Genomic DNA, 12,339 nt, shown 5'->3' with positions numbered 1-12,339 from the left:
ATGCGCGCACGCGATCTCGCCGTCGAGTATCCGACGGTCACCCTGGACACCCCGGCGCTGGAGGCGGCCAGGCTCCTGGCCGAGCAGGACCTGCCCGGGCTGATCCTGCTCGGCGAGAACGGGCGGCCGGTCAGCATCCTGCCCGGCACCCAGGTCCTGCGGCTGGCGGTGCCGCCGTACTGCCAGGACGATCCGGCGCTGGCGCGGGTCGTGGACGAGGCGCACGCCGACCTGTTCCTGCGGCGGCTGGGCGGCAGGACGGTTCGCGCGTGCCTGCCCGAGCAGCCGCGCGAGCTCCCGGTGGCCGACATGAAGGCGACCGTGCTGGAGCTGGCGGCGTTGATGGCGCGCACCCGCAGCCCGCTGGTGGCCGTGATGGACGGCGATCGCCTGGTGGGCGCGGTCACCCTGCAGTCGCTCCTCGACCACGCGCTGGAGCTCTGACCCCGCCCCGGCGCGGGCTGATGCTTAGACCGCGCGGGCTGATGCTTAGACCGCGCGGGCTGATGCTTAGACCGCGCGGGCTGATGCTTTGACCGCGCGCGGGAGCGTCGCGGGTCAGGCGCCGGGTGTGAAGCCGACGGCGAAGGCGCGTTTGAGGTGGTCCCAGGCGGGCGTGCTGAGGAGGCCCTTGGTCGCGGCCTCCGCCCCCTTGGCGTCGAGCTTGCCGTAGATCGCGGACACGACGCTCCTGTCCCCGCCGGCCAGCCCGGCCACGACCTGGCTCCAGCGGCCCGCGAGCTCCTGCGCGGCCGGATCCGCCGGGTCCGTCCCGCGCCCGGCCTGGGCGGCCGCCTCGGCGGCCAGGCCGCTGAGCTGCCCCAGCCACTCGCCGAAGCCGCCCTGTCCCAGCTCCCTGTGCCGCTCCTCGAAGCGGGCGAGCTGTTCGGTGGTGAAGTGCTTGCCCTGCATCATCGCCTCCATCGTCTCGATGAGCTGGTCGATCGACGGCTCGCCTGCCGTACGCAGGGCCTCGGCGAGGCCGAGCAGCCGGCGGTGCAGGTCGCGCTGTCCCGCCATCTGGCGTTCGACCAGGTCGAGCTGCCGCCTGATGGTCGCGTGCAGGTCGCCGCCGTCCAGCGAGTCCGCGATCTCGCCGAGCGGCAGCCGCAGCTCACGCAGGGCGAGGATCCGGTACAGGCGCCGTACGTCGTCGCCGGTGTACACGCGATGCCCGGCCGCCGACCGCTCGGCCGGGCACAGCAGCCCGATCTGGTGGAAGTGGCGCAGGGTCCGCACGGTCACACCTGTGGCGGCGGCGAGCTCGCCGATCTTCCAGCATCTTCCGTTCACATCGATCACCTGCCGAGGACGGTAATTCCGGACGTCGCGTCAGCCGCAAGCCCCCTCCCGTGGATGAGGGGCGCGGCGTCGTAGGCTTGTCTCATGGTGAAGGCCGCGGCACGACAGCCCGTACCGGCCCGGCGTGCGGACGCCGAGCGCAACATCGCCGCGATACTCGAAGCCGGCACCCGGCTGCTCAGCGCCGATCCCGCCGCCAGTGTGGCCGAGATCGCCAAGGCAGCCGGGGTGGGCCGGGTCACGCTCTACGGCCACTTCCCCTCCCGGGAGGCGCTGGTGGACGCGGTGCTCGACCATGCGGTCGGGATGGCGGACGCGGTGCTGGAGGACCCGGCAATCGACACGGCGCCCGCGCCGGAGGCCATGACGCGGCTGCTGCACTCGTCCTGGGAGATCCTCGACCGGCATCGCCGCCTGTTCCTGGCCGCCGACCGGGTCCTGCCCACCGAGCGGATCAGGGAGCACCACGACCGGCCGCTGCGGCGGGTCGAGCGGCTCATCGCCCGGGGGCAGGACGACGGTGACTTCCGTACCGACCTGCCGTTGCCCTGGCTGGTGACGGCGTTCTTCTCGATCATTCACAGCGCCGCCCAGGAGCGGGAGGCGGGGCGGCTGGCGGCGGACGAGGTCGAGCAGGTGCTGGTCACGACCATGCTGTCACTCCTCTCCCCGGTCGCGGGCTAACAGCCCACCGCGGGGCGGTTGAGTCGTCGTCTCATCCGGACACCCTACCGACGTATGGTTTGCGCGTGTTAACTTGAACATCGATGTTCGAGTTAAGGAGCTGAGAATGAGTCTCGACACGACTTCTCCCACCGCGCGCAAGGGCGGCTGGGGTGTGCTGGTGCTGCTCTGCCTGGCCCAGTTCATGCTGATCGTGGACATCACGGTCGTCCAGGTCGCGTTGCCCACCATCGGCACGGACCTGGCTCTCGATCGCGAGTCGCTGACCTGGGTGGTGACCACGTACACGCTCTGCTTCGGCGGGCTCATGGTGCTCGGCGGGCGGCTCGCCGACGCGACCGGGGCGCGGGGCGTGCTGCTCGCGGGGCTGGGACTGTTCACGGCGGCCTCGCTGGTGTGCGGGCTGTCCGGGAGCGGCGTCATGCTGATCACGGGACGGGCGCTGCAGGGGGTCGGGGCGGCGCTGCTGTCGCCCGCGGCGCTGTCCGTCATCACCGCCACCTTTCACGGCGAACGGCGCGGGCGCGCGCTCGGCGTCTGGGCGGCCATCGGCGGGACGGGGGCTGCCCTGGGCGTGCTGCTCGGCGGCCTGCTGACCGAGGGGCCCGGCTGGACGTGGATCTTCTTCGTGAACGTGCCGATCGGGCTGCTGGTGCTCGTCGCCGTGCCCGCCGTGCTCCGGGGCGCGGCGCACCCTGGGCCGTCCGGGCGCGGGGAGCGGGTGGACGTGCCGGGGGCCCTGGTGGTCACGCTGGCGACGGCGCTGCTGATCTACGGGCTGGTGACCGCGGGCGACGCCGGGTGGACCGCGGCGGGCACGCTGCTGCCGCTGGCGGGCGCCGTCCTGCTGTACGCGCTGTTCGTGGTCGTCGAGCGGTCCGTACGGTCGCCGCTCATGCGCGCCGGGACGCTCGCCCGCCGGCCGGTGATCTCGGGGATGTTCGTCATGCTCATCGCGACGGGACTGATGCTGGGGCTGTTCTTCCTCAGCTCGCTCTACCTCCAGCACGTGCTCGGGTTCGGCGCGCTGGAGACGGGGCTGTTCTTCCTGCCCGTCGCCGTCGCGATCACGGCCGGGGCGCAGCTCGGCGGGCACCTCATCGGGAAGGTCGGCGGGCGGCCGGTGGCGGTGGCGTCGTTCGTGATGACGGCCGCGGGGGCGGCGCTGATGACGCGGATCTCGCCCGACGCGAGCGTGTACGCGACCTTGCTGCCCGGGTTCGTGCTGGCCGCGCTGGGCATCGGGCCCGCGTTCGTGACGGCCACGACGACGACCATGGCCAACATCCCGCCCGGTGAGAACGGCGTCGCCTCCGGGGTCATCAACACCTTCCACGAGCTCGGCGGTTCCATCGGAGTGGCCGTGGTGTCCACGATGGCGGCGGCGAGCCTGGCGCCCGGCTCCGCGGCCGGTGCGGGCGGCTTCGTCTCGGGGTTCACGCTCTGCGCGGTCGTGGCGGGGGTCGCGGGCGTCGTCGCGCTGTGGCTGGTGCCGCCGGGCAAGCCCGCGGCGGCGTTCGTCGGCCACGGCCACTGACACGGCCACTGACACGGCCACTGACACGGACACTGAACACGCGCTGGGATGCGGGGCGGGCGACCGACATCCGGTCGTCCGCCCCCGCTCACCGGCCGGGATCGCGGCGGGTCGCGGGTTCGGGCGAGGACAGCGCGAAACCGGGATATCGCCGACGACTCCCGCGGACTATTCTTCGTTGATGGTCATGTTCCGCGGGCGAGAGTGGTGAAGCCGTAGATGCCGCCATTAACGCTGGCGCACCAGCTCCTGCCTGGGGTGACGGTGATCGTCGTGACGGGCGAGGTGGACGCCACCAACCGTGACCAGCTGGAGGCCTACCTCGACGAGCAGCAGGCCGCAGCGGGCCGGCAGGTGGTGTTCGACCTGTCGCGGGTGCCGTTCATGGACAGCTCGGGGTTACACGTCCTGCTGATGTGCACCACCGGTTGCGCCAGGAACGGCGGGACCGTCCGGCTGGCCGCCGTCCAGCCGTTGCCCGCCCGCCTCTTCGAGATCACCGGCGTCCTCGCTCACGTTCCCGTGCACGACACGGTGGAAGACGCCGTCACCACCGCGCTCGCCTCGGGGGAACGCTCCATTTAGCCGATCGCCGCCGAGCATGGCTGAGGATCAGCCCGATCGACTTCGCAGGGAAGCACAAATCGACCTTGTACGTGCAGTGATAGGTAGATGACAACCTGCGGTTAGCGCGCGCATAGGGCGGATGCGACTACTCTCTCCGCTACCTGAGGAAGCCCGGGCGACTACGGAGGACCTGTCATGAGCGAGCCTGCCGTCGGCACCTCACGTTCGACTGCGCGAGGCAAGCGCGGCCGCGGCCCAGGCGAGGTCGGTGAGCCGGAGCTGAGACAGCTCCTCGCCGGTCTCACCGCCGTGCGGGACGGAGACTTCCGCACCCGGCTCCCCGACGACGCCGACGGCCTGCTCGGCGAGATCGCGTCGGTGTTCAACGGCATGGTCGACCAGCTCTCGCTGTTCACCTCCGAGGTCACCCGCGTGGCCCGCGAGGTCGGCACCGACGGCCGCCTGGGCGGCCAGGCCGACGTGCCCGCGGTGTCCGGCACCTGGAAGGACCTCACCGAGTCCGTCAACGCCATGGCAGGCAACCTCACCGACCAGGTACGCAGCATCGCCCAGGTCACCACGGCCGTGGCCAGGGGCGACCTGTCACAGAAGATCACCGTGCACGCGCGCGGCGAGATCCTGGAGCTGAAGAACACCGTCAACACGATGGTCGACCAGCTCTCCTCCTTCGCCGACGAGGTCACCCGCGTGGCCCGCGAGGTCGGCACCGAGGGCCAGCTCGGCGGCCAGGCCGACGTCAAGGGCGTGGCAGGCACCTGGCGCGCGCTGACCGACTCGGTGAACTTCATGGCCGGCAACCTGACCGACCAGGTGCGCAACATCTCGCAGGTGGCCACCGCCGTGGCCAGGGGCGACCTGTCGCAGAGCATCACGGTCTCGGCCCGCGGCGAGATCCTGGAGCTGAAGAACACCCTGAACACGATGGTCGACCAGCTCTCCTCCTTCGCCGACGAGGTCACCCGCGTGGCCCGCGAGGTCGGCACCGAGGGCAACCTGGGCGGCCAGGCCACGGTCAGGGGCGTGTCGGGCACCTGGAAGGACCTGACGGAGAACGTCAACGTCATGGCCTCCAACCTGACCAACCAGGTGCGCAGCATCGCCCAGGTGGCCACCGCCGTGGCCAGGGGCGACCTGTCACAGAAGATCACCGTCGAGGCCAAGGGCGAGGTCGCCGCGCTGGCGCAGACCATCAACACCATGGTAGACACGCTCGGCGCGTTCGCCGACGAGGTCACCCGCGTGGCCCGCGAGGTCGGAACCGAGGGCCAGCTCGGCGGTCAGGCCCGCGTCCCCAACGTGGCCGGCACCTGGAAGAACCTCACCGACAACGTCAACTCCATGGCCGACAACCTGACCAACCAGGTACGCAGCATCGCCCAGGTCACCACCGCCGTGGCCAGGGGCGACCTGACCCGCAAGATCGACGTGGACGCCCGCGGCGAGATCCTGGAGCTCAAAACCACGATCAACACGATGGTCGACCAGCTCTCCTCGTTCGCGGCGGAGGTCACCCGGGTGGCCCGCGAGGTGGGCAGCGAGGGCAGGCTGGGCGGCCAGGCCGAGGTCGAGGGCGTGTCCGGCACCTGGAAGCGGCTCACGGAGAACGTCAACGAGCTGGCCGGCAACCTCACCCGCCAGGTGCGCGCCATCGCGGAGGTGACCAGCGCGGTCACCTCCGGCGACCTGACCAGGTCCATCACCGTGGACGCCGAGGGCGAGCTGGCGGACCTGAAGGACAACATCAACTCGATGGTGAAGTCGCTGCGCGAGACGACCAGCGCCAACGAGCAGCAAGACTGGCTCAAGTCCAACCTGGCCCGCATGTCGGGGCTCATGCAGGGGCACCGCGACCTGGCCACGGTGGCCGAGCTGGTGATGAACGAGCTGGCGCCGCTGGTGTCGGCCCAGTACGGCGCGTTCTTCCTGGCCGAGGAGAGCGACCTGCAGCTCATCAGCGCCTACGGCTATCCGGCGAATCCGGGGCGTCCGACGCGGTTCAAGCTCGGCGAGGCGCTGGTCGGGCAGGCGGCGCGCAGCCGCAGGACCATCGCCATGACGACCCTGCCGCCCGGCTACATCACGATCTCCTCCGGGCTCGGCCACACCGACCCCTCCTCGGTGATCGTGCTGCCCATCGTGGTCGAGGAGCAGGTGCTCGGCGTGATCGAGCTGGCCTCGGTGCAGGCGTTCACGACGGTGCACCGGGCGTTCCTGGACCAGCTCATGGAGACGATCGGCGTCAACCTCAACACGATCGTGGCCAACGCGCGCACCGACGAGCTGCTGATGGAGTCGCAGCGGCTGGCCGTCGAGCTGCAGACCCGTTCGGAGGAGCTGCAGAACCAGCAGGACGAGCTGCAGCGCTCCAACGCCGAGCTGGAGGAGAAGGCGACCCTGCTGGCCCGCCAGAACCAGGACATCGAGACCAAGAACCTGGAGATCGAGCAGGCCCGGCAAGAGCTGGAGGACCGGGCGCACCAGCTCTCGCTGGCCTCCACGTACAAGAGCGAGTTCCTCGCCAACATGAGCCACGAGCTGCGCACGCCGCTCAACTCGCTGCTCATCCTGGCCCAGCTCCTCGCCCAGAACCACACGCGCAACCTGACGCCGAAGCAGGTGGAGTACGCGGGGATCATCCACTCGGCCGGCTCCGACCTGCTGCAGCTCATCAACGACATCCTCGACCTGTCGAAGGTCGAGGCCGGCAAGATGGACATCAACCCCGAATGGGTGCAGCTACGCCCGCTGCTGGACTACGTCGAGGCCACGTTCCGGCCCATGACCAGCCAGAAGAGCCTGTCCTTCCGTGTCACCACCGCGCCGGGCGTGCCCGCCGACCTGCTCACCGACGACTCCCGGCTGCGCCAGGTGCTGCGCAACCTGCTGTCGAACGCGGTCAAGTTCACCGAGACCGGCAGCGTGGAGCTGCGCATCGAACCGGCCTCCGCCGCCGAGCTGCCCGCCTCGGTGCGCCCGCACGGCCCGGCCATCGCGCTGCGCGTCCTGGACACCGGCGTGGGGATCGCCGAGCAGCAGCTGGAGGTGATCTTCGGGGCCTTCCAGCAGGCCGACGGCACCACGAGCCGCAAGTACGGCGGCACGGGGCTGGGCCTGTCGATCTGCCGCGAGATCGCCTACCTGCTGGGCGGCGCCATCACCGCGCAGAGCACGCCGGGGCAGGGCAGCGTGTTCACGCTGTACCTGCCGGTGGCGCGGCCGGGGTTCGACGTGACTCCGCCGGACGCGGACGAGCAGGCGCAGCTCGCCTCGGGCGCGCTGGTGGCGCCCCGGCGGCTGCTGGTGATCGAGGAACGGGCGCACGGGCTGCTCTCGCTGGTCGCCGAGAGCGTCGTGGGCGACCTGGCGAACGCGCACGACCTGGGCGGGATCATCGAGGTCGTCACGGCGGCCGGGGCCGACGAGGCCACGCGCATGCTGGCCGGCGAGGCGTGCCACTGTGTCGTGCTGGATCTCGACATGCCGGAGATGTCGGCGTACCGGCTGCTGGAGTCGATGGACGGCGACCAGCGCCTGCACGGGGTGCCGGTGCTGGCGTACAACAACTGGCGCTCCCACCCGCAGCAGGAGGTGCGGCTCGGCAACCAGCCGCTCGAGCTGCTGTCCAGCCTCGACGAGCTGCGCGAGCGCATCGCGCTGCACCTGACCGCGGACCAGCCCGGCGACGTGCTGCCCCTGGTCAGGGCGGAGAGCGTGGGCGCGGCGGCCGGACGGGAGATCGACAACACCCTCGCCGGGCTCACCGTGCTGGTGATCGACGACGACGCCCGCAACCTGTACGCGCTGACCAGCATGCTGGAGATCCACGGCATCAACGTGCTGCACGCGGAGAACGGCCGTAAAGGCATCGACACGCTGACCGCCCACGCCGAGACCGATCTGATCCTGATGGACGTGATGATGCCGGAGATGGACGGCTACACGGCGACGGAGACGATCAGGTCGATGCCGCGGTACGCCGACCTGCCGATCATCGCGGTCACCGCCAAGGCGATGCCCGGCGACCAGGAGAAGAGCCTCGCGGCCGGCGCCACCGACTACGTGACCAAGCCGGTGGACGCCGACCATCTCATCGAACGCATCCAGCACTGGATGAACCCCGCCTGACCTCGTGAGGAGCGGTGACGTGCACACTCCCGCAGACGACCCGCCCGCCGGGGGCGGCAGCGATCGCGAAATCGCCCGGCTGGCGGACACCGTCGAGCGGCTGCGGCGGGAGATCGAGGAGGCCCGCCGCGCCGCCGACGACCGCGCCCTGATCGAGCTGGCCAAGGGCGTGCTCGTCGAGCGGCTGCGCTGCGGCCCCGTGCAGGCGGCCGACCAGCTCGCCTCGCTCGCGGGCAAGGCCGGCGTGTCGCGGCTCGAGCTGGCCGCCGACGTGGTCAACCAGGCTGCCCGCGACCACATCAGCGCCGCCGCAGAGGCCGAGTCCGGCGCCGCGGTACGGCTGCGCGCGACCGAGAACGCCGCGCTCGGCGCGAGCGACACCCAGGCGGTGGCGCGCTCGCTGGTGGAGCACGCGCTGTCCCCGCTCGGCGCGACCGCGGTGGCGGTGTGGGCGGCCGGCCCGGACTCCTGCCTCACGCTCGCCGGGTACGCGGGGTTCGGGCCCGAGGAGGCCAGGCGGTGGCACCACGTGCCGCCGGGCGTGGTCACGCCCGCCACCCGGGCCATGATCGAGCGCCGGACGATCTGGCACGCCGACACCGGCCTGCCCTCCATCGGCCGGCAGTCCTCGCGCGGCGGCCGGGTCACCGCGCCCATGATCGTGGGCGGCCGGGTGCTGGGCGTGCTGGAGATCTGCTGGCCGCAGGCGCTGCCGCCGCGGCCGCCGCGGATCGAGCGGCAGATCGACGCCCTGGCCGAGCTGTGCGCGCACACGCTGGACGCGCCCTTCGCGCCGCTCGCGCAGGCCGGCCCCGCCCTGGCCGAGATCGTCGACCTGGCCGACGCGCTGCCCGACCCGGCCCTGGTGCTGCGGGCGCACCTGGACCTGCGGGGCGATCTGGCCGACTTCCGCGTCCAGCACGCCAACGAGCGGCTGACCGACGGCGAGCGGCTGCTGCTGGAGGCGTATCCGTTCGTGCCCGGCGGGCTGCTGCTGGAGGCGTACCCGCTGGCGGCGGGCGGGTTGTTCGCGCGCATCGAGCAGGTGCTCGCCACCGGCAAGCCGTTCCGCGCCCAGCGGATGCCGCTGGGCCTGAGCTCGACGGGCGTGGCCGACGTCAGCGTCACCCGGCACGGCGACTGCGTCCTGCTGGTGTGGCGCGACCACGACGAGGACGCGCGGCTGGCCGGGCTCCTGGAGCACGCCCAGCGGCTGGGCCGCATCGGCGGCTTCGAGGAGAACGCGGTGACCGGCGAGATCACCTGGAACGCCCAGCTCTACTCGGTGTACGGCCTGTCGCCCGATGACCGGCCGATCCCGCTCGAACGCCTGCGGGACCACGCCCACCCGGACGACGAGGTGGCGATCGGCCGCTTCCTGCGCACGGTGTTGCATCACCGGCGCGTCGCCGCCACCGCGTTCCGGCTGCGGCGGCCCGACGGGGTGGCCCGTCACATGCGCGTGGTGGCCGAGCCGGTGTTCGGGCCGGACGGTCAGCTGATGGCGGTGCGGGGCGCGTACCAGGACATCTCCTCCCAGCACTGGACGGAGGTCGCGCTCTCCGTCACCCGCGACCAGCTCGCCCACACCGAGCAGGAGTCCGCCGAACGCAACCGCCTGGCTCTGCAGCTGCAGCACGCGATCATGCCGCCCTCGCGCGGCACGTGGGAGTCCTTCGGGCTGCACGTCGCCGTCCGCTACCGGCCCGCGCAGAAGGAGCACCTGGTCGGCGGCGACTGGTACGACGCCGTCGTCCTGCCGAACGGCCAGATCCTGCTGTCGGTGGGCGACGTGGCCGGGCACGGCGTCGACGCGGCCACCGGCATGGTCGTCCTGCGCAACGCGCTGCGCGGCCTGGCCACCACCGGCGCCGGGCCCGCCCAGCTCATGGCCTGGCTCAACCTGGTCGCCCACCACCTCGCCGACCGCCTGACCGCGACCGCGGTCTGCGGCCTGTACGACCCGCCCAGCCGGATGCTGCGCTGGGCCAGGGCCGGGCACCTGCCGCCGATCCTGCTGCGCGAGGAGGGGGGAGCGGAGCTGCCCATGGTCAAGGGGCCGCTGCTCGGGGCGTTCATCGACGCCCGCTACGAGGAGGGCGAGCTGCAGCTTCAGGCCAAGGACACGCTGCTGCTGTACACCGACGGGCTGATCGAACGCCGCGACCACAACCTGCGCCACGCCCAGGACCGGCTGCTCGACATCGCCAGGCGCACCTCGGCCACGCTCGACCATCGTCTCGACGACCTGCTCACCCACTGCAACTCCGACACCGACGACGACACCTGCCTGATCGGCGTCCACCTGAGCTGACCGGCGCTTGAAATGGGCGGCTGAGCTGACCGGTGCAGCCTTGAAACCGGGCGGCGCTCAGCCGGCGCCGAAGCACACGAACGTGGCGGCGGGCTCACCGGCCGACGCGGCCGCCAGCGCGTCGGCCGGGCCCACGCCGAGGGCGACGTCCCTGTGGTAGGCCATCATGACCTGCTCGGCCACGCTGTCCGGCACCCTGGTGAGGCTGGAGATGACGGTGGAGGTGCCGAGGTAGAGCAGCGCCGCGGTGAAGCCGAGCAGCTCGTCGCCCGCCCTGACCACCGCCTGGCCCACGTCGCACGCCGACAGGACGACATGCCCCGGCGCCTTGCCGAGCCGCTGCAGGTCGTAGGCCATGAGCGGGCCGTCGGCCAGGTCGAGGCGGGAGAAGAGCACGTTCTCGCGCTCGTGGTGCCCGTGCGCGGCGAAGTGGGCGAAGGAGGCTCCGTCGAGCGCCGCGAGCGTGGCCGACACCGTGGCCAGCCCGCCCCTGAGCCGGCGCGCCTTGGGGTGCACGGCTCCGAGCTGCTCGACCTCCGTCTCGGCGTGGTCGAGGTCGGGCCCGGCGACCAGCACCGAGGAGGCTCCGTCGCGCACGTACGGCTCGCGGGCCCGCCTGGCCGACAGCCAGACCAGCGCGGACGGCGCCACGACCAGCGGCCTGCCGCGCAGGCCGGGCAGCAGGCCCCAGGGGACCGCGGACAGGGCCATGGTCGGGACGAGGACGATCCCGCGCGCTCCGGCCAGCCCGGCGCTCAGGGGTGCGAGCACCGCGTCCTCGATGACGCCGAGCTGCCGCTGCGCGGACGCCTCGATCACGGCCTTCATCGCCGGTCGCAGGTTGCGCCCGGCCTGGGCGTTGAGGTCGCCCGCCAGCCGCCGCGCGGCCTCGGCGACCGGTTCGTACGCGCTGAGCTCGTGCAGGTGGCACCGGCCGCGTACGAGCACCAGCGCCAGCAGCGCGCCCCCCACGGTGAACAGGCTGACCAGCGCGGAGTCGTCGGCCGCCAGCGCCTCCTCGACCGCGCCGATGGAGGCCAGGTCCACGCCGGCCGCTACACCGGGCAGCTGCCAGCCGCGTTCCCTGATCAGCTGCTCCAGCTCCAGGCACCGCCTGCGCAACGCGGGGCTGCGCAGGCCGGCCGCCTCGTCCGCGTGCATCTGCTGGGCGAGCTGGCGCAGCTCGGCCAGCGCCTCGGCGGTCTGCTCGTCCTCGGGGGCGTGCGGCGGGCGGTAGCGGAAGGCCTGCGCGCGGCAGCGCTCGGACCAGGCGAACACGTGCCGCGCCGAGCCGCCGGCCAGGGCCGTGGTGAGGCCGTACGCGGCGAGGTCGGCGCCGAGGGCCGTCACGCCGGTGAGCATGTCGAGGCTGCCCAGCCGGCCGCGGTGCGAGTGGACGAGGGCGAGGCCCGAGCGCACCTTGCGCAGGGCGCGGCCACGCTGCCCGTGCGCGCCCGCCAGCTCGGCCAGCGCGAGGTGGCGCATGAGACGCACGTCCAGGGGCGCGCCGTGGGCCGCCGGGCTCGCCGCGGCGGCCGCCGCCGCCTCCGCCAGGCGGCCGGCCGCGATGAGCGCCCTGATCGAGACCAGCCGGGCCATCTCGGCCTCGCCGGGCATGTCCAGCCCGGCGAACCGCCCGGACAGCTCCGCCGCCCGTGCGGCCACCGCCCCCGGCCGCGCCACCCGCGCCCCGGAACCCACCCTGCCCGCCCCCGCAGGCTCACCGCGCGGGCGGGCGCCCGAGCCGGTCGCCCCCGCAGCCCCGGGGCGCGGCGGGGGGGCCGGGGGG

Annotated in this window: 8 protein-coding genes; 6 read left to right on the top strand and 2 right to left on the bottom strand. The window is 72.6% G+C overall.

Features of this window, described 5'->3' with window-relative positions; all coding sequences use genetic code 11:
* Nucleotides 1–444, top strand: coding sequence for a CBS domain-containing protein (locus ABEA43_RS62435; protein WP_345578554.1), 444 nt, complete (start codon nt 1–3; stop codon nt 442–444).
* 114 nt (nt 445–558) lie between these two features.
* Here the strand turns inward: ABEA43_RS62435 and ABEA43_RS62430 are convergent, their stop codons facing one another.
* Complete coding sequence (locus ABEA43_RS62430) at nt 559–1,293, bottom strand: MerR family transcriptional regulator (RefSeq protein ID WP_345578551.1); 735 nt, start codon at nt 1,291–1,293, stop codon at nt 559–561.
* 93 nt (nt 1,294–1,386) lie between these two features.
* On the opposite strand from ABEA43_RS62430, the gene ABEA43_RS62425 reads away from it, so the two are divergent.
* The 5 genes from ABEA43_RS62425 (at nt 1,387) to ABEA43_RS62405 (ending at nt 10,550) form a co-directional block, all read left to right on the top strand.
* Nucleotides 1,387–1,986 (top strand): TetR/AcrR family transcriptional regulator, encoded by a 600-nt coding sequence (locus tag ABEA43_RS62425; protein ID WP_345578548.1) that lies wholly within the window; start codon nt 1,387–1,389, stop codon nt 1,984–1,986.
* Between the two features lie 106 nt (nt 1,987–2,092).
* Nucleotides 2,093–3,523, top strand: coding sequence for a DHA2 family efflux MFS transporter permease subunit (locus tag ABEA43_RS62420; protein ID WP_345578545.1), 1,431 nt, complete (start codon nt 2,093–2,095; stop codon nt 3,521–3,523).
* 219 nt (nt 3,524–3,742) lie between these two features.
* A complete protein-coding gene (locus tag ABEA43_RS62415) occupies nt 3,743–4,108 on the top strand; it encodes an STAS domain-containing protein (protein WP_345578542.1) in 366 nt (121 codons plus the stop codon).
* 261 nt (nt 4,109–4,369) lie between these two features.
* Nucleotides 4,370–8,236 (top strand): HAMP domain-containing protein, encoded by a 3,867-nt coding sequence (locus ABEA43_RS62410; RefSeq protein WP_425570692.1) that lies wholly within the window; start codon nt 4,370–4,372, stop codon nt 8,234–8,236.
* Between the two features lie 19 nt (nt 8,237–8,255).
* The gene (locus ABEA43_RS62405; protein ID WP_345578536.1) at nt 8,256–10,550 is read left to right on the top strand and encodes a SpoIIE family protein phosphatase; all 2,295 of its coding nucleotides are present in this window, start codon (nt 8,256–8,258) and stop codon (nt 10,548–10,550) included.
* 57 nt (nt 10,551–10,607) lie between these two features.
* Here the strand turns inward: ABEA43_RS62405 and ABEA43_RS62400 are convergent.
* Nucleotides 10,608–12,339, bottom strand: a 1,732-nt coding sequence (locus ABEA43_RS62400; RefSeq protein WP_345578533.1) for a CHAT domain-containing protein, incomplete at its 5' end; no start/stop codon positions are given.

Source organism: Nonomuraea rosea (assembly GCF_039539705.1).
In the GTDB taxonomy this organism is placed as follows: Bacteria; Actinomycetota; Actinomycetes; order Streptosporangiales; family Streptosporangiaceae; genus Nonomuraea; species Nonomuraea rosea.
The sequence above is the reverse complement of the archived record's forward strand: the minus strand, read 5'-3'. Positions and strand labels throughout refer to the sequence as shown.

What these genes read in the sequence shown, in the direction of transcription:
- ABEA43_RS62420 (WP_345578545.1), top strand. Translation starts at nt 2,093, where the DNA reads ATGAGTCTCGACACGACTTCTCCCACCGCGCGCAAGGGCGGCTGGGGT.
- ABEA43_RS62435 (WP_345578554.1), top strand. Translation starts at nt 1, where the DNA reads ATGCGCGCACGCGATCTCGCCGTCGAGTATCCGACGGTCACCCTGGAC.
- ABEA43_RS62415 (WP_345578542.1), top strand. Translation starts at nt 3,743, where the DNA reads ATGCCGCCATTAACGCTGGCGCACCAGCTCCTGCCTGGGGTGACGGTG.
- ABEA43_RS62425 (WP_345578548.1), top strand. Translation starts at nt 1,387, where the DNA reads ATGGTGAAGGCCGCGGCACGACAGCCCGTACCGGCCCGGCGTGCGGAC.